The following is an 18,739-nucleotide window of genomic DNA, read 5'->3' as shown; positions in this document are numbered from 1 at the left end:
AGGGACAGACACCATGACCACGACACCGGACGCCGCGGGCGACGCCCTCGTCCTCGCCCTCACCGAGGTGATCAGGGGCGCGACCAGCCCCGAGATCCAGCAGGCCCAGGCGATGCTCCTGCGGCGGCTCGCGACCCAGGGCGACGTCATCCCGTCGCGGGTCCCCGCGCCGCGGAACATCACCGAGGTGGGCGGCTACCTCAACCTCCTCGAGTGGATGCACGAGGACCGGATGCGCACCGACACCATCGGCTCGGCGCTCGGGCTCGCCACCGAGTCCCTCGCCGACCTGCCGAGCACCTCGGTCCCGCCGCTGCGCCTCACCGCCGTCGCGACGCAGCGGCCGGACGGCCCTGCGGGGGGCGGCGTCCCGCTCTCGGTCGCCGTCCGCGAGGACCTCGCGGGACCGCTCGTCGCGGCCCTGGCCGACCTCGCCGGCATCGGTGGGATGCTCCCGCTCTGGGGCCCGGCCGCGGCCCTGCCGGCGCCCCCCGCCGGGACGTCGGGTCCCCCGGACCCGATGCCGTGGCTCGGGCGCGAGGTGTGGGTGGCCCCGACGGTCGTGACCACCGAGCCCGAGACCGACCCGGTCGTGCTGGGGCGCTCCGCCGCCGACGTCACCCCGGGGTACCGCCTCGGCGTCAAGGTCACCGCCGGCTCGCCCGGCTCGGTCACCGAGCAGTGGACGGCCCTCGCGTGGGACGCCGTCGGCCGCGGCTTCGTCGAGCGCGACCTCGGCGACGTGGCCGCGGTCCCGCTCGAGACCGTGCTCGCACCGACGACGTTCCGCTGCCGACGGGTGCCGGTGGCCCCGTCGGGCCGCGCCGACCACGCCTTCGCGCGGGTGCGCTCGGTGGCCGGTCTCGTGCCGGGCACCAGCCGGCTGGGTGACGAGCTCGCACTCGTCTGGTCCGGCAACGACATCGCCCGCAGCGCCTACGCCTCGATGCTCGACCGGGTCTGGGACGGAACGGCGTTCGCTCCCTGACCCGGTCGGGCACCGGTCCCGGGCTCAGGCCACGCGGGCCTGCGGGGAGTTCTGCGCGGTCATCGCGGGGTCGCGCACGACGGAGTCACCGAGCGCGTCGTCGATGGCCTGCATCGCCGACGGCTCGAGCGTCACGCCCGCGGCCTTGACGTTGCTCTCGACCTGCTCGGGCCGCGAGGCGCCGACGAGCGCCGCAGACACGTTGTCGTTCTGCAGCACCCACGCGATGGCCAGCTGCGCCATCGTCAGGCCGGCCTCGTCGGCGATCGGCTGCAGCTTCTGGACGCGGGTCAGCAGCTCGTCGTCCATGAAGCGCTTGATCATGTCGGCGCCGCCCTTGTCGTCGGTCGCTCGCGAGCCGGCGGGCGGGGCCTCGCCCGGCTTGTACTTCCCGGTCAGCACCCCCTGCGCGATGGGGCTCCAGACGATCTGGCCGATGCCGAGCTCCTTGCTCGCCGGCACGACCTCGTCCTCGATGACGCGCCAGAGCATCGAGTACTGCGGCTGGCTCGAGATGAGCTGGACACCGAGGTCCTTCGCGAGCGCGTGCCCGGCCCGGATCTGCTCGGCCGTCCACTCCGAGACCCCGATGTAGAGGGCCTTGCCCTGCCGGACGACGTCGGCGAACGCCTGCATCGTCTCCTCCAGCGGCGTCTCGGTGTCGTAGCGGTGGGCCTGGTAGAGGTCGACGTAGTCGGTCTGCAGGCGCTGCAGGGAGCCGTTGATCGACTCCATGATGTGCTTGCGCGAGAGGCCGGTGTCGTTCTTGCCGCCGGGGCCGGTCGGCCAGTAGACCTTCGTGAAGATCTCCAGGCTCTCGCGCCGCTCGCCCTTGAGGGCCTCGCCGAGGACGGTCTCCGCCTTGGTGTTGGCGTAGACGTCGGCGGTGTCGAAGGTGCTGATGCCGTGGTCGAGGGCGGCGCGCACGCACGCGGCGGCCGCCTCGTTCTCGACCTGTGACCCGTGGGTCAGCCAGTTGCCGTAGGTGATCTCCGAGATCTTGAGACCACTGTTGCCGAGGTATCGGAACTCCATGACCCCACAGTAGGAGGGGTCCGCCCGCTCGAGCTCGACAGGTGCGGGCGGACCCCCTACTCGGACGGAACCGGGCCCGGGGACAGGACGGTCGGCGGCGCCGTGGTCGAGGAGGCCCCGGGCGAGGACACGACGGTCCGGACCGGGGCGGGGGCCTGGGCGTCCGCGGAGGCGGCCCCGCCGGACCCGAGGTAGAAGCCGAGGAGGCCGGTGGCGATCGCCAGGACGATGCCCAGACCGGTGAGCAGGCGCGGACGCGTCCCGTAGAGGCCCGCGGGGCCGGGCACGGCGACGCCGTAGTCGTTCTCCCAGAAGCTCCAGCCCTTCGGCGCGGGCGGCCACCCGGGCTCCGGGCGCCACCCGGGGTCGGGCAGCCAGCCCTCGGGCATGGGGGGCCAGGTGGGGGGCGTGACGAAGCGCATGGTCAGGCGGACGCCTGGCGCTCGGCGCAGCACAGCTCAGCGAGGCGCTCGGCGAGACCGGGGACGACGTCGAGGCCGACCGGCTCCATCGCCGCCTCGGCGCCCCCCGTGCCGAGCACGGTCCCCCGGCCGATGCGCGCCAGCAGGGAGACGGCGTCGAGGCCGAAGTCGGCGCGGTGCAGGTCCTCGCGGGCGATCTCGGCGACGGCGAGCAGGGAGACGTCGTCGTAGGGGCCGGAGCAGGTGGAGCGCAGCACGTGGACGCGGACGGAGCCGGCGCCCGGCGCCGCCGCGAGGGCGCGTCGCGCCGTCGCCACGAGCAGCCCCGCGACGTGCTGGCGGTACAGCTCGGAGCGGTGGCCGGCCGATGCACGCCGGATGGTCAGCGTGCGGGCGGCACCCATCCGCACCTCCTCCGCCGGGAGGACGTGCTCGCCGGGGGCGAGGACGGCGACCTCGAGGACGGGACCGGCCGCCCCGAGCGCCGCGGCGCGTGGGCCGGACTCGCCCGCGAAGACGCCGTTCACGTGCTCGGTGACGACGGTGGGGTCGTTGGCGCACAGGGCGTTCCACCACGCGTCGAGGCGGCGCTCCTCCGCCTGCACGCGCTCCTCGGCGGCGCGGCGCGCGATGTCGATGTCCGCGTGGGCGAGACGGCGGGCGATCTGCGCGGCCTGGCGGCGCTTCGACACGTCGAACCACGGCACACCGCGGACGGCGGCCTCCGCGTGACGGGCGACGATCGTCGACTCGTCGACCCGGTCGGGGCGCGGCCCGCAGGGGCGCTGGGCCGGGGCGAACCACGAGCGGTGCACGGACGTCAGAGCGTCCTCCGCGTCGAGGATGGACTCGGCGAGGGCCGACTTGGCGGCCGTGGCGTGGGTGAGGGTGAGGCGACCCGCACCGGCGTCCTGGGCGGCCTGGTGCTTGAGGGCCACGGATCCCGTGGCGAGGGGCGTCGAGGAGCTCGTGGTGACGTCACCATCGGACTCGGCCGTCCGCCCCGACGACCGCTGCGAGAAGGTCTCGCGAAAGGCCTGGCCCGACACCCGGACGACGGCTCCGTCCACCGTGACGACTGACACGCTCACCTGATCTCCTTTGCCGGGGTCCGTCCCGTTGCTCCTCGAAAAGTAGTGACCCAGAGCAGTTCTCGACCGTCACTTGACCAATCCTTTACGAAGCCGAGAGTGGCGCTTGACGGACACCGTTGTCACCCTCCTCCGAACGGTGGAGGGCGACTGTCCGAGCATCCGATGGACGCGTCCCGACGGCCCGTGCTGTCATCGGTCCTACGGATTCCGCACCCGTGGAAGCGACCCCGCCGACCCACGACCGGGAGCAGGATGGTGGGGTGCCCGCGTCGCTGCCGCTCGTCCCGGAGAACCTCCGGTCGCTGCGCCACTACCCGCGCGGCCACCTGACGGGCGACGTCCTCGCCGGGCTCCTCGTCGCCTCCCTCGCCGTCCCGCAGTCGCTCGGGTACGCGGCGGTCGCCGGCGTCCCGCTCGTCGTGGGGCTCTGGACGTTGCCTCCCGCACTGCTCGCCTACGCCGTGTTCGGTTCGTCCAAGGTGCTTTTCGTCGGTCCGGTCTCCACCGTGTCGGTGCTGTCCGGGTCCATCGTCCGGGTGCTCTCGGGAGGCGACCCCGCGGCCGCCGTCGGGCTGACGTCGGGGCTGGCCCTCGTCGCCGGCGTGGTCCTCGTCGTGGCAGGTCTCCTGCGGCTCGGCTGGGTCGCGCAGTTCCTCAGCGAGCCGATCGTCACGGGGTTCGTCGCCGGCCTCGTCGTGCTCATCGTCGTCGGTGAGGTGCCGGCGCTGGCCGGTCTGCCGGCTCCCGTCGGCACCCTCGGCGACCGCCTCGTCGCCCTCGTGCGCGGAATCGGTGGTGCCGACGGTCCGACGCTCGCCGTGGGCGCCGTCGCCCTGCTCGTGCTCTTCGGCGGTCACCGCCTGGCACCACGGGTTCCGTGGTCGCTCGTGGTCCTCGTCGGCGGCGTCGTGGCGGCCCGGTGGGCGGGTCTCGCCGAGCTCGGCGTGCGGACGGTCGGCGCCGTACCGAGCGGCCTCCCCGTGCCGCGGCTGCCCGCCGTGGACCCGCACCTGCTGTCCGGGCTCGTGACCGGCGGGGTCGCGATCGCCGCGGTCGCCGTGGCCGAGGGGCTGGCCGCCGTGCGCCTGTTCTCCGCCGAGGACGTCGACGCGCGCACCGACGACCGTGAGCTCGTCGCCCACGGCGCGGCCAACCTCGCCTCCGGCGCCTTCGGCGGGATGGGGGTCGGCGGCTCCCTGTCCAAGACCGCGGCCAACGCGAGCGCCGGGGCCTGGACGCAGCTGAGCGGCATCACGGCGGCGGTCGCGACGCTCGGCTTCCTCGTGGCCGCGACCGGCCTGCTGGCGGACCTGCCGCGCACCGTCCTGTCCGCCGTCGTCATCCGGGCCGTCTGGGGGCTCGTCCACCCCGGCGCTTTCGCCCGCTACCGGCGGGTGCGCCGCAACGACTTCGTCGCGGCGGTCGTGGCGCTGGTCGGCGTGCTCGTCCTCGGGCCGCTCAACGGGCTCCTCGTCGCGGTCGCGCAGTCGGTGCTCGGGCTGGTCTACCGCTCGGTGCAGGTGCGCGTCGACGAGATGGGGCGGGTCGAGGACGAGAAGGCGGCCTGGGGCTCGCTCCGCTCGGACCCGACCCGACGCACCTACGCCGGCGTCGTCGTCGTCCGCCCCGACGGACCGCTGTTCTGGGCCAACGCCTCGACGGTGCTCGCGCAGGTGGAGCAGCTCGCCCTGCGCCGCCGGGACCGCGACGGCGGCGCCACCCTGGTCCTCGACCTCGAGGCCACCAACCAGATGGACTCGACGACCTGCGACCGGCTGGCCCACCTGGTCCGCTCGCTGCGCCGCAAGGGGGTCGACGTCCACCTCGTGCGCGTGCTGTCCGACGTGCGCGGGGTGCTGGAGCGCTCCGGTCTCGTCGACGAGCTCGGGCCCCACCACCTGTGGCACTCCATCGCCGCGGGCGTCAAGGCCGCCCGCTCCGGATGCGAGGCGTAAACGCTTCCACTAGAGTCCGGCCGTCCTGCTCCGCTCGCACCGTCGCGAGCCCCGGCCCCCGGCCCGGCGCTCGTTCCGCGCCCCTCTCCCCCGGAGGTCCCCCGGTGTCCGTCCCCGTCCGTCCGCACGCGCTGCGGGTCGCCCGCGCCCGGCTCGTCCTCGTCGGCCTGCTCGCCCTCGCCCTGGGGATGCTGCCCGCCGCCCCCTCGGCATCCGCCGCGACCGCCACCAACAACCCGGCCTTCACCGCCAACGTCATGGCCCCGCTGTGGGTCGACGCCTCCCAGTGGCCGACCTTCGAGTCGCAGATCCGCACGGCCCGCGAGTACGGCGTGGACGCCGTGAGCGTCGACGTGTGGTGGGGCAAGGTCGAGACCACGGACCAGGTGTTCGACTGGTCGTACTACGACACGATGTTCGCGAAGATCAAGGCCCAGGGCCTGAAGATCGTCCCCATCCTGTCCTTCCACCAGTGCGGCGGGAACGTCGGCGACACGTGCAGCTTCCCGCTGCCCACGTGGGTCTGGTCGAAGTACACGGGCCGGACGCTCAACGGCGTGACGCTCGACGGCAACGGCCTGAGGTACCGCAGCGAGCAGGGCAACCTCTCGAGCGAGACCCTCCAGGTGTGGGCCGACCCGCTCGTCGTCGGCGAGTACGCGGACTTCGCGACGGCCTTCAAGAACCGCTACGGCACGACGTACGCCAACGACCTCCAGGAGCTCAACGTCTCCCTCGGTCCCGCCGGTGAGCTGCGCTACCCGTCGTACAACGCCCACGACAGCGGCACCGGGTACCCCACCCGCGGTGCGCTGCAGTCGTACTCGCCTCTCGCCGTCGCGTCCTTCCGCTCGGCGATGCTCACGAAGTACGGCACGCTCGCGAGCGTCAACACCGCGTGGGGCACCTCGCTGACCTCCACGAGCCAGATCACCCCGCCCTCGGACGGAACCGGCTTCTTCACCTCCAACTCCTACCGCGCCGTGAAGTACGGGAAGGACTTCGTCGACTGGTACAACCAGAGCCTGGTGACCCACGGGAAGACCGTCCTCGACGCCGTGTCGGGGGCGCTCGGGTCGTCCTTCGGCAACGCCCCGCTGGGCTACAAGGTCCCGGGCGTCCACTGGGCGATGACCAACCCCTCGTACCCGCGGGCGGCCGAGGTCGCCGCCGGTCTCGTGCAGACGTCGGTCGACATGGACGCCGCCGCGACCGGGCACGGCTACACGAAGGTCGTCGGCCTGGCGAAGCAGGTGGCCACGACGCGCCAGGTCGTCCTGCACTTCACCTGTCTCGAGATGACCAACACCTACTCCTCGCCGGCGTGGTCCGGTGCGCAGGACCTCGTCTTCTGGGTGGCCCAGCACGCCCAGTCGCTCGGGGTGACGATCAAGGGCGAGAACGCGCTGTCCGGAGGGGTCGCCACGAACGCCGGCTGGGACACCATCGTCAACGCCTTCGACTACGCCCCCTACACCGGCCTCACCGTCCTGCGCGTCGGGGACGTCTCGTCGGGACTCGGGATGTCGCGCTACGCCGCCTTCATCGCCCGCTACCGCCAGCGCGTCACCGTGCACTACGCGGAGCCCGCCTCCGCCACGGGCTACACGATGCACCCGTGGAACGGCCTGACCGGCGACCGCGCGATGACCTACGAGGGCTACCTCAACGGCCGGCACTGGTGGAGCACCACCGTCCAGGGCACCCCGACGTTCAACTTCGCCTTCGTCAGCTCGGGCGGCGCCTGGGACGGGGCGACCCGCTGGTACCCGGCCTCGTCGACCCACGTCTACGTGCTGCCGGGCTCGACGGACGTGGCGATCACGCGGCCCTAGCGCACCCACGCCCCGGTGGCCATGGCCCGGTCGGGCCATGGCCACCGCTCGTGAGCGGCAGTAGGTTCGGGGCCTCGGTCGTTCCCGTGCGGGCCGGGGGTGCACGGTGGGTATCACGCGGTGTCGTGCGGGCTCCTCTCCAGCAGGTCGTCGGCTCCGCGATCCGGCCGGCAACCCCCGAGGCCGGGTCGCGGACCGGAGCGCCCGATGAGCCACCGCACCGTCCCCGGCCTCCCCGACGCCGGCAAGCTGCACCCCTACGACCACCGGCCGCGCGAGGACGACCTCGTCGTCGACCTCGTGCGCCCGCAGGACCTCGTCGCGCTGACCGTCACCGTGCGCGGAGCGACCCTCGAGCCGCCGGCCGACCCCGGGGCCGAGGGCGCGCACGCGGTCGTCGTCGCGGGCCCCGACGCCACGCTCGTCGTCGACCTGCCCTTTCAGCACGCGCACGAGGAGGCGTCGTACGAGGCGAGCGCGGCGCCGCAGCCGGACCCGATGCACCCCGACCGAACTCCCCCCGCTCCCCCGGCGACCACCGTCGTCCTCGCGGCCGGGCGCCCCGCGCGCTATCGACCGGCCCGCGGCAGCCGGCTCGTCTTCCGCCTGCCGGAGGGCGGCCGCATCCCGCACACGACCGCCGGCATCCTCGGGGCCCTCCCATGGCTCGATGCCGTCCTCCACCCGCGCGGCGCCGCGCCGGGGCGCCGACCCGCGCCCTACCAGCTGCCGAGCGGGAGGCTGCGGCTCGACCCGGCGCTCGAGCTGCCCCTCCCGGGTGGGGTGTTCGCGGTCCTCGGCGCCGAGGGGGTCACGATCATGCGCCGCGGCAGCGCCGGCACGGTCGTGCCGGACGAGAACACCGTCCGGGGCCGCACCGCGCTGGCGGCCAACGACCGGCTCGTCGCCGGCTACGCGAGGACCCACGGCATCCGGCTGGTCCGTGGGCTCGACCGCGCGGTGCTCGGCGGCCGCGTCGGGGAGCTGCTCGACCCCTCCGCCCGCGGCCTCGGGGTCTTCCGTCGGGGGACGTACAGCCGGAGGGCGAATCCCGACGAGACCTCGATCGAGGCGCCGTTCCGGCTCCAGGTCTCCCCGACCTCCGAGGGCCACTGGGTGCACGCCGCCACCCCGGTGACCGCCGGCGACGCCACCGGCCACGTCGAGCTCTGGCACACCCGGCTCGACACGGGCGCGCGGACCGAGGCCGACCTGCTGCGACCCGGCAGGCCCGCCGACGCCGAGACGCGCGTCGTGCGTGCGGTCTGGGCCCGCGACCGCGACGACCACCCCGTCTCCGTCTGGCGCGACCCCGGCGCCGACGACGCCGACACCAAGCCGCTGGGCCCGGACACGGTGACGAGCGCGGGGGCGTCGGCCGACCCGTTCCTCGGCTCGCTCGACCGGGCGGACCGGCACCGGCTCGTCCGCCAGACCGCCGAGGTGTGGCCGGGGAGCGGTCGCCGCCGGATCGACCCCGTGCCGGTCGGCGCGGACCGGCTGTGGCTCACCGCACTCGGGGCGTGGCTCGACCTGCACGGCCACTGGGACACGCAGCCGTACTCCGAGCAGGGCATCGCGTCGGTCCTCGCCTGGGACCACGTCGCGACCGCCGGCCGTGACCAGTACGTGCGCGTCGTCTACCCCGGCTACCTCTTCCCGCTCGGCCAGCCCACCGTCCGCGTCAAGCTCACCCAGCGCAGCATCCGCCCGCAGGCCGACCCGCGCGCGGGGCTCGTGCAGCGGCAGTTCCTCGTCGTCATCGACCCCCACCGCGACCACACCGCCGTGCACGGCCTGCCCTGGACGAGCACCCGCATCGCACCGGGTGCCACCCCGGCGCTCGACCCGCCGGGTGACGACACCATCCCGGGGCTGACTGCGTCACAGGCGTTCTGGCCACGCGTCGTCGGCCAGACCTTCTCGTGGCGGGTCGACGGCGTCGACCGTGACGGACGGCCGCAGAGCCAGCCCGTGCCGATGGTCTGGGTGGCGGAGCACGTGCGGGCGGCTGCCGACCTGCGCGCGCTCGAGAAGGGGTACGCGCAGGACGCGCGGCGCATCATCGACCTCGGCGGCCAGCACGTGGCCTTCGCGCCGGCCGGGCACGAGGGCGACTCCCGGGTCGAGACGCGGACGCTGCGGCTGCTGGGCACCGCGCGGCAGGGCGGAAGCACCCCGCGGATGTCGACCGCCGACGTCGTGCTCCCCGCCGCGCAGGCGGTCGCCGGGACGGGCGCGACCCGCATCACCTACTTCCCCGAGTACCGGACCCGCGGCTTCACGCCCGGCAACGCGGGGCGGGTGTGGGCCTCGACGCTCCTGCCCGGGCTGGACTCGACGGCGGAGTACCGGGACGACCTCGCCACGACCGGCCCGGCGCTGGACGAGCCGCAGGAGCTGCCGCGCATCGGTTTCGGTGGCGCGCCGGGTGACACCGGGTCCGACAGGGCGGGCGGCTTCGTCCAGCCCAACCTCACGGTGGCCGGCCTCTCGCAGGTGCGAGGGCCGGTCGGGGACCTCGCCTCGGTCGCGGCGGGGACGTTCGACCCCGCCGCGTTCCTCGGCGACGCGCTCCCCAAGCTCTTCGGCCTCGTCGAGCTCGTCGACCTCCTGCCCGCGACCGGCCCGCTCGCGCAGGCGCCCGCCCTCGTGACCGAGGCGCTCGACACCTTCTCCGCCATCGAGTCGGAGGTCCAGCGTGCGGTCGCGGTGGCGCAGGATGCCGCGGGCTCGGCTGCGGCGGTGCGCGACCGCGTGCAGGGGTCCGGCGGGGCCGCCCTGGCGGAGGCGCAGGCCCTCCTCGACGACGCCGAGGCCCTGGCCACCGCCTTCGCCGACCTGCTGGTGTTCGTCGGGGGCCTGCCCGCTGCGCTGGCCGGTCTCGACACGGGGTTCGTGGCGTCGGCCCTCGACGCACCGAGCGGCCTCAAGCAGCGGCTGACGGTCGCCGCGACCGCGGCCCGTGCGCTGTCGCGGGCACCGCTGCCGATGATGCCGCGCTCCCGGCTCACGCAGACCGCCGACGCGCTGACGCGGCTGGCGGCGTCGGCCGACCTGCTCGCCGACGTCGTCGGGGTGCTGCAGGGAGTCGACCTCGAGCGCAAGGAGATCAGCTTCCGCTTCGAGTGGACGCCGACGCTCGAGTCGTGGCCCAAGGGCGAGGCGCCGCTCGTCCGGCTGGCCCCGGACTCGCTCGTCATCGCCCTCGCCGGCACGCTGCGCGCCTCCGCCGCGCCGAGCGTCGAGGTCCTCGCCGAGCTGCGCGACTTCTCGCTCATCCTCTTCGCGTCGGAGCCCCTCGTCACGATCCCCTTCGAGCGGTTGGGGTTCCACGGGGGGACGAGCGGCAAGGCCGAGGTCGACGTCGTCATGGGCGACATCGTCTTCGGCGGCTTCCTGTCCTTCGTCGAGACGATCAAGGACCTCATCCCGCTGGACGGCTTCTCCGACCCACCGAGCGTCGAGGTCACCCCCCAGGGGCTCACCGCCGGGTTCAGCCTCACCCTGCCGAACCTCGCCGTCGGCGTGTTCAACCTGTCGAACATGTCCCTCGGCGCCGACGTCCGGGTCCCGTTCCTCGGCGAGACGATCAGCTTCGGCTTCAACTTCTGCACGCGTGAGCGCCCCTTCGTCCTCTCGGTCGTCTTCCTCGGCGGCGGTGGGTGGTTCCTCATCCGCCTCTCCCCCAAGGGTCTCGAGGTGCTCGAGCTCGGGCTGGAGGCGGGCGCGTACCTCGCGGTGGACTTCGGTGTCGCGTCGGGCTCCATCTCGGCCGCCATCGGCATCTACATCCGGCTCGAGGGCGAGAAGGGCTCCCTCACCGGCTACTTCCGCCTGCGCGGCGAGGTCGACGTCCTCGGTCTCATCTCCGCCTCGATCGAGCTGTCGATGGAGCTCGTCTACAGCTTCACCACCGGCAAGATGATCGGCCGCGCGCGCATCACCGTCGAGGTCGAGGTCCTCTGCTTCTCCGCGAGCGTCAGCATCGAGGCGGAGCGCCAGCTCGCCGGGTCCAACGGGGACCCGAGCCTGCGCGACGTCGTCCTCGAGGCCGACGGCACCGCCCCCGCCTGGGACGACTACCTGCTCGCCTTCGCCACCGAGGAGGTCCCGGCATGAACGCCGAGTGGTTCACCGCCATCGCCCTGCCCGTGTCCGTCGCCGACGACGCGCCCGCCCACGTCACCGTCTTCGTCGCGCCGACGCTGCGCCCCGACGACGACGGCGCCGTGCTCGGCGAGTTCGACCTCTTCCGCGACTGGGCCGCGGTCCTCGCCGACGGCGTCGAGGTCACCCTCGTCGACCAGGACGGCGACATCCCCGCCACCGTCGACCTCAACGGGATGGATGCCGCCCTCTGGCGCAGGGCCTTCGGCGAAGACACGCCGGTGCGCGCCAACCGCGTCCCCGAGTGGCGCGACCGCGACTGGCGCACGTTCGCCGCGAAGGACTGCGCCGACATCGCGAAAGCCGTCCACCTCGCCACCGTCGCCGCGGACCCCGTGAACCCGGTGACGCCCTCCGAGCACCCGCTCCTCCAGAACGTGCTCGGAATCGTCAACGAGGCCAAGGCCATCACCTGGGACGGACGGGGCGGCCACGGCGACCGGGGCCGCCGCTCCCCGCGGTACGACGAGTCCAGGCTCACCGCCTACCTCGACCGGCAGCTGCACGGCGGCGCCGACGGGGCCTGGACGACTCCCGCCGCCGGGACGTTGCCGGCGACCCCGGCCGGCGACGTCGGGACCGTCCTGTGGCACCTGCACCTCGCGCGGCGCTTCTACGAGCGTCCCGAGAGCCAGGCCGAGCACCAGGTCCTCGCCGACCCGCCCGACCGGGTGGAGCCGCTCGAGCCGCCCGCGCCCGAGTTCCACGCTCGCGTCGGAGCCGCCGGCGACCACCCGCTCTTCCTGCGCCGCCTCGGGCTGCTGCTGCCCGTGCGGTCCGACCCCTCCCGCCTGCGCCGCAGCCAGTGGCTGGCCGCGGTCGTGCGGACCCGTGGTGGTGACGACGCCTGTCGCTCACCGCGACTCGCCGTCGGTGCGCTGCGCGACGGGTCCTTCGTGCCGCAGCCCAACCCGGACGACCCGGCCATCTGGTCGGAGGGCGCGCTGACGCTCGGCGACCCCGAGGTCTTCGACGTCGTCGACGTCGACCCCGACGGCTCCGCCATCAAGGCCGAGCGCTTCCTCACGACGATGCCTCGGCTGGCGCTCACCCAGCTCCAGGAGATGCCGGCGGACGCCGCGTCACCGGCGCTGCGCGCCACGGGGTTCACGGTGACCCGGCGCCGACAGGCCGGTCGGGGGCTGACCCAGCTGACCCGGCAGGAGGGGTACCAGGCCGCGCTCGAGACCCCGGGGCCACCGTCCCGGATGCCGCTGCTCCACACGCAGGACGTCACGCGGGGCATGCGGGTCGAGGTGTGGGACAGCGTCTCCCGCGCATGGCACTCGCTGCACTCCCGCCGGTCGACGCTCCGGGTCGACGGCGAGGAGGTGTACGTCGACGAGCCGGGCGAGGGCTTCGTCCAGGGCACGAGCGCGACGGAGACCCGCGGGGTCGAGGGCGGCGCCGTGCACGTCCACGAGGCGATGTTCGGATGGGAGGGTTGGAGCCTGTCCGTGCCGCGCCCCGGCAAGCAGGTGCGGGGTGTGCTCGAGGACGCACCCGGTGGTGGCACCCACGTGGCCGAGACCGCCGAGCCGACGCCCACCACGCCGACCGGGCGCGAGCCGCACCCCTTCGTCGTCACCCACGAGTACGCCCCGGGCACCCTCCCGCGGCTGCGGTACGGGCGCGACTACGGCTTCCGGGCGTGGGGGGTCGACCTCGGCGGCAACGTCCGGGCCCACCACGTCGGTCCGCGGTCGCCGGAGCTCTTGGAGGTCGCCGAGGCCGCCACCGCGCTGGCCCCGTTGTCCGACACCGCTCTCACGCGCCGGCTCAGGGCGGCGGGGACCGCCGACGCGTCCGGGCTGGCCGCCGTCTTCGCGCGCGGCGCCGCATTCGACGCAACCCGAGGGGTCGCGCACGTCGAGACGCTCCTCCCTCCCGACCCCGACGCGCCGGTCGTCGGCGAGGTGGTCCGGGGCGGGACGGCCGAGCACGCCGTCTCGGCGAACGACCTCCTGCTCGGGGCGGCCGACCTCTCGATGCTGCGGACCGTCGTCGCCGCGACGTCGCTGGGACGACCCGCGGCCGAGGCCGTCGACGCGGTCGAGGTGCCGTCGCTGCGCGACCTCGGGACGCGGGGGGCCGAGACCCGTCGGGTGCTGGCCGAGCCGCCGCCGCCCGCACAGGGGCTGGTGTCCCGCACCGCCGCCGTGGGCGCCGCGTTCCGTCGCGCGGCGGCCGCCGGCACCTTCGGGCGCAGCACCGTGACAACGGACCTCGCCCTCCACCGCGACCTCCTCGCGGGTCACCTCGCCGACCTCGTCGGCGGTCTCGACCGCCCGGGCCTCACGGTGCCCGGTGCCCGGAGGGCCGCGTCCCTCGTCACCCCCGCCCGCCCCTTCCTGCGCTGGGACCCCGTGCCCCCTCCGGTCGTCGTCCCGCTCGCGCAGTTCACCGAGGGCGAGTCGCTACGGGTCGTCGTCGTCCGCTCCGGGGTCACCCAGGACCCGGGCACGCTCGAGGTCACCGTGCAACCGCCGGACGAGTACGCCGCCGCGGTCGCCACCGAGGCCCCGCTGTACGCCGGCAGCGCCCGGCGCCACCTCGCCCCGCCGAAGACCAGCCAGGTGCAGGCCGAGCTGCACGGCGTCTTCGACCCCGGGATCGACGAGGGCACGCCCGCGGCCCGCCGCCGGATGCTCGCGTGGGCGCTGCGCGAGAGCGGGACCTGGTACGACCGCGAGGTCCCCCACCCGAGCGACCCGACGGGGGCGCCGTCGCCGCAGGCCGGGGTGCGACTGCTGCCCGAGCCCGTCGGCGGCGACCACCACAACCCGCACGACCCGCAGCGCCCGCTCAAGGTGCTGCCGCCCGCGGCCCCCGGCACCCCGCCGGAGCTCGTGCTGCACCCCGGCGACGCCCCGGCCCCCGGGCAGTACGTCGTCCACGAGACCGCGTCCCTCGACCTGCCGTACCTGCCCGACCCGCTGGCGTCCGGGGTCTCGCTCGCCTTCACCGAGGCCGGCAGCGGGCGCCACGTCGCCTTCCCGTGGGGCGCGGAGCAGGTGACCGCCCCGTACGGCGGCGAGTGGCCGGAGCGCGAGCCCTTCCTCCTGACGCTCGGCGGCGCGGACCGGCTCGGGGCATCCATCGACGGGCGGGCCCTTGACCTCCGGCTGCCCGCCGGCGACGTGCAGACCTTCCGCCTGGCGAGCACCTTGCCGGAGGACCGCCTGCCCTGGATGGGGGTGTGGCGCAGCCTCGCCGACGTGCTGACCGGCGACCCGGACGTGCGAGGGGCGGCGGCCGACGGTCTCCTGTGGTCGCTGACGCCCGGCGAGGAGGTGCGGCTGGTGCACGCGGTGCCGCGGCCCGTCAGCGCTCCGCGACCGACGGTCGTCGTGCCGTTCCGGGCGCGCGGGTCGGTGCTGACCTCGCTCGTCGGCGGGGTCGAGGTGCACGGTCCGAGCACCGACAAGGTCACCGCCACCCTCGCGTGGACCGACCTCGTCGACGACGTCACGCTGCATGCGCCGGTCGAGCGCTCCTCGGCCGCAGCCGGGTTCGAGGTCGCGGTGCGCCCGCAGGACCGCATCCTGCCGCTGTGGCTGGCCGACCAGACGGTGCCGCTGCCGGGATTCGAGGGAGTCGTCCTGCGCGACACCGTCCATCCGATGCCCGACACGCGCCACCACGTCGTGCGCTACCGCTTCCGGGCCTCGACCCGGTTCCGCGAGTACTTCGCCCCGGCCCTCTTGGCCGGCCACCCCGCCGACCCGCTCGACGACGGGCAGAGCGTGATCAGCCAGGAGCTCGTCGTGTCCCTGCCGTCGACCGAGCGGCCGGACCCACCGACCGTGCACTCCGTCCTGCCGCTCTTCCGGTGGGAGGAGACCGAGGAGCCCGAGCAGCCGTTCGGGCGGCGACGGGTCCGGCGTCCCGGTGTCCGGATCTACCTCGAACGGCCGTGGAACTCCAGCGGTGACGGCGAGCTGCTCGCGGTGCTCCTGGCCGTCGGTGACGACGAGAAGGCGCCCTACCCGCTGCCGGACCTGTCGAACCCCGAGGCCGACCCCGCGGGCGGGTTCCCGTTCGTCAGCCAGTGGGGGTCGGACCCCATCTGGTCGGCGCCCGGCGTGCCGCGCCGGCCGGTGACGCTCACCGAGCTCGACGACGCCCTGTCCAGCGCCGGGTGGGACGACCGGGTCGACCCCGGGCGCCCGGTGCACCCACCCGTCACGCTGCCCCTCCCCCTCCAGGGCGGAGGGCTCGCGAACCCGCCGGCGACCGTGCCGGTCGTCGTCGCCGGGTACCGCCCGCAGTACAGCGCCGAGCGGCAGCAGTGGTACGTCGACGTCGCGTTCGACGCGCGGGCGACCTTCTGGCCGTTCGTCCGCCTGGCCGTGGCGCGCTACCAGCCGGACTCCGTCGCGGGGGCCCACCTTTCGACGCCCGTGCGGCTGGACCAGGTGCAGCTGGCGCCGGAGCGGACGGCGTCCGTGGCGCGGACCGACGCGACGCACGCGCGGGTGGTCGTCAGCGGGCTCGCCGGGCATCGCGAGTCGGCTTCGCGGCAGTACGCGGTCTCGGTGTCGCGCAACCGGACCCTCGTCGCCCGCCTGCAGCGTCACGACCCCGCGCTCGGTGGCGACCTGGCGTGGGCGAGCGTCGACACGGTCGAGCTCGTGCCGCGGGGGTACGCGAGCCGCCTCGAGGACCTCGTGTGGGTCGGCGAGCTGGAGTCGGACACGGCGATGGACGTGCGCACCCCGGTCGGTGGCGTCACCGCGTCCGGCGCGCCCGGCGGCTCGACGTGGCGGGTGCGCATCGAGGAGTGGGAGCGCTTCCCCGGTGACCCCCCGCCGCGAGAGCAGGTGCCCGAGTTCGGCGAGGCCCCGGTCTGGCAGCAGCGGCTCGTCTACGCGGACGACATCCACCTCTGACCCCGCCCCGCTCGGGCCCGTCTGTGCGGCAGCAGAACTCCCCGCCCGGTGATGTGACCGAGGCGACAGGGTTGCACCTTTTCAACTACTACGCGTAGTAGTAGTTTCAGTTCTGCAAGGCCACCCAGCACAGACCACGGGCCCTGACCCCGGGCCCTCCCGAAGGGACGCGAACGACATGCGCAAGGCATTCGACCAGCTCATCTCCTGGACCGGCATCATCATCGCCACGGTCCTCCTCGTGGCCGCAGGCCTCCTCACGTGGGCCTCGACCTTCGCCACCAGCACCGTCCACGACCAGCTGGCCGCCCAGCAGATCACGATGCCCGTGGCCGCCGCCCTCACGACGCCGCAGATGAAGGCCGAGCTCACGCAGTACGCCGGCCAGGAGCTGACCACCGGCGCCCAGGCCAAGGCGTACGCCGACTACTACATCCAGGCCCACATGGACGAGGCCTCGCAGGGCAAGACGTACTCGCAGGTCTCCGGTGAGTACATGGCCGCCCTCAAGACCGCCCCGACCGCGCAGGCCACCCAGGACCTCGGCCAGCTGCGCCAGACGCTCTTCATGGGCACGACCCTGCGCGGGATGCTCCTCAACGCCTACGCCTTCGCCACCATCGGTGCGATCGCGATGTGGGCCGCCATCGCCGCCTTCGCCGGCTCCCTGGTGATGTTCGTCCTCGGCGCCCTCGGCCTCCGCCACGCCCACCGGGTCAACCTGGTCGAGGCTCCCGCCATCGAGAAGATCCACTCCCCGGCCTGAGACCGCACCCCCTGCCACGCGGTCTCACCAGCGAGGCCCCGGTCGGACTACCGACCGGGCCTCGCCCTGTCGTGCTCGGACCTCTCTGCGCCGCAGCCGCTCTCGTTCCTCGAGTGGGCTGTCGGTGGGCATCCCTACGATGGTGAGCAGCAGGAGGGAGAGCGCCATGGGGGTCACTGAAGGAGTCGCGAGCCGGTCGGCCGCGCCGTCGGTCGCCTCCTTCCGGGCCTCCCTCGCGGACGTCCCCGCCGACGCGTTGGACGACCACGAGCGCATCGACCTGCTGGCCGAGCTCGAACGGCTCAAGGGCGCCGTCGCCGCGGCGCAGGCGCGCGTCACCGACGCCCTCCGTCTCTCCCGCGAAGGGCTCGCGCCGCAGGACGTCGCACGGTCCGTCGGCTCGCAGGTGGCCCTCGCCCGCCGCGAGTCCCCCACCCTGGGAGACCGGTTCGTCGGGATGTCCCGCGCCCTCGTCCACGAGATGCCGTCCACCATGGCGGCGCTGACCGAGGGCGTGATCGGCGAGCGCCACGCGGTCGAGGTCGTCCGCGAGACGGCGACCCTGACCCGCGAGGACCGCGCCGAGGTCGACCGTCGCCTCGCCGGTGTCCTCCCCCGGCTCGGGCCGCGAGCCGCCGGCCGGGCCGCCCGTCGCGTGGCCGCCGAGCTCGATGCCGCCTCCGTCGTCCGCCGGATGGAGGCCGCGGCCGCGTCCCGCCGGGTCTCGGTGCGCCCCGCGCCCGACGGGATGGCCTGGCTGACCGTGCTGGCCCCGCTGCGCGAGGCCGTCGGCGCCTACGCGGCGGTGCGCGCGCGGGCGCAGCTCGTCGTCGGCGGCGGCTGCGACGACAAGGCCCCCGACGGGCGCGGCCTCGGTGCGGTGATGGCCGACACCGCCACGCGGCTGCTCGCCGGCCTCGCCGTCGGCCAGGTGCAGCCGGTCGAGGTCCACCTCGTGATGACCGACCGCTCACTTCTCGGCACGGGCGACACCGACGCCTCGGTCGACGCCCCGGCTCGCGTCCCCGGGCACGGGTCCGTCCCGGCTCCGGTCGCGCGTGCCTGGATCCGCGACGCCGGCGACGCATCCGTGTGGCTGCGGCGCCTGTACACCGGCCCCGACGGCCGCGACCTCGTGGCGATGGATGCTCGCCGCCGTCTGTTCACCGGCCTCCTGCGGCGGATGCTCGTGCTGCGCGACGACGTGTGCACCACCCCGTGGTGCGACTCCCCCGTCGTCCACGCCGACCACGTCCACCCCGCCCGCGACGGTGGCCCGACGAGCATCGTCAACGGCTCCGGACTCTGCGCCCGCTGCAACCTCGTCAAGGAGGCACCCGGCTGGCAGGTGGTCGTCGTCCGCGGGTCACCCCACGAGGTCGAGGTGCGCACGCCCACCGGCCACGCCTACCGCTCCCTCGCACCGCCACTTCTCGGCTGGGGCAGCGACCCGCCGCCGGATGACGACTCCGCTCTCGAGCGGCACCTCGCCGCACTCCTCGACGCCGCCTGACAGCGGCCCGCCGCCCACACGAGCCGGGCCGGGTGGACGACGCCCACCCGGCCCGCCATCGACACGCGA

The 18,739-nt window shown here is 74.5% G+C and carries 10 protein-coding genes; 7 read left to right on the top strand and 3 right to left on the bottom strand.

Annotation, left to right across the window (positions count from 1 at the left end; all coding sequences use genetic code 11):
* The first annotated feature begins 13 nt into the window (after positions 1–13).
* On the top strand, positions 14–988 hold the full coding sequence (locus HL663_RS11070; protein WP_173028432.1) for a hypothetical protein: 975 nt from the start codon (positions 14–16) through the stop codon (positions 986–988).
* 24 nt (positions 989–1,012) lie between these two features.
* Here HL663_RS11070 and HL663_RS11065 read toward each other — a convergent pair whose 3' ends face one another.
* Genes HL663_RS11065 through HL663_RS11055 form a run of 3 tightly spaced genes read right to left on the bottom strand, consistent with a single transcriptional unit; the run spans position 1,013 to position 3,536 of the window.
* The gene (locus tag HL663_RS11065; protein ID WP_173028431.1) at positions 1,013–2,023 is read right to left on the bottom strand and encodes an aldo/keto reductase family protein; all 1,011 of its coding nucleotides are present in this window, start codon (positions 2,021–2,023) and stop codon (positions 1,013–1,015) included.
* 56 nt (positions 2,024–2,079) lie between these two features.
* A complete protein-coding gene (locus HL663_RS11060) occupies positions 2,080–2,412 on the bottom strand; it encodes a hypothetical protein (protein ID WP_173028430.1) in 333 nt (110 codons plus the stop codon).
* A gap of 35 nt (positions 2,413–2,447) precedes the next feature.
* Entirely contained in the window at positions 2,448–3,536 is a 1,089-nt protein-coding gene (locus HL663_RS11055) for a hypothetical protein (protein WP_173028429.1), read from the bottom strand.
* Between the two features lie 263 nt (positions 3,537–3,799).
* Between HL663_RS11055 and HL663_RS11050 the strand changes: the two genes are divergently transcribed.
* The 6 genes from HL663_RS11050 (at position 3,800) to HL663_RS11025 (ending at position 18,670) form a co-directional block, all read left to right on the top strand.
* Positions 3,800–5,494 (top strand): SulP family inorganic anion transporter, encoded by a 1,695-nt coding sequence (locus HL663_RS11050; protein ID WP_173028428.1) that lies wholly within the window; start codon positions 3,800–3,802, stop codon positions 5,492–5,494.
* A 104-nt stretch (positions 5,495–5,598) separates the two neighbouring features.
* Positions 5,599–7,329, top strand: a complete 1,731-nt coding sequence (locus HL663_RS11045; protein WP_173028427.1) for a family 14 glycosylhydrolase — start codon at positions 5,599–5,601, stop codon at positions 7,327–7,329.
* Between the two features lie 207 nt (positions 7,330–7,536).
* Entirely contained in the window at positions 7,537–11,451 is a 3,915-nt protein-coding gene (locus HL663_RS11040) for a hypothetical protein (protein ID WP_173028426.1), read from the top strand.
* Positions 11,448–16,391 (top strand): hypothetical protein, encoded by a 4,944-nt coding sequence (locus tag HL663_RS11035; RefSeq protein ID WP_173028425.1) that lies wholly within the window; start codon positions 11,448–11,450, stop codon positions 16,389–16,391. Before HL663_RS11040 ends, HL663_RS11035 begins: the two co-directional genes overlap by 4 nt.
* 178 nt (positions 16,392–16,569) lie before the next feature.
* On the top strand, positions 16,570–17,157 hold the full coding sequence (locus HL663_RS11030; RefSeq protein WP_173028424.1) for a hypothetical protein: 588 nt from the start codon (positions 16,570–16,572) through the stop codon (positions 17,155–17,157).
* 166 nt (positions 17,158–17,323) lie between these two features.
* On the top strand, positions 17,324–18,670 hold the full coding sequence (locus HL663_RS11025) for an HNH endonuclease (RefSeq protein WP_173028423.1): 1,347 nt from the start codon (positions 17,324–17,326) through the stop codon (positions 18,668–18,670).
* Positions 18,671–18,739: the final 69 nt, after the last annotated feature.

The organism is Arthrobacter sp. NEB 688 (assembly GCF_013201035.1).
GTDB lineage: Bacteria > Actinomycetota > Actinomycetes > Actinomycetales > Dermatophilaceae > Phycicoccus.
The sequence above is the reverse complement of the archived record's forward strand: the minus strand, read 5'-3'. Positions and strand labels throughout refer to the sequence as shown.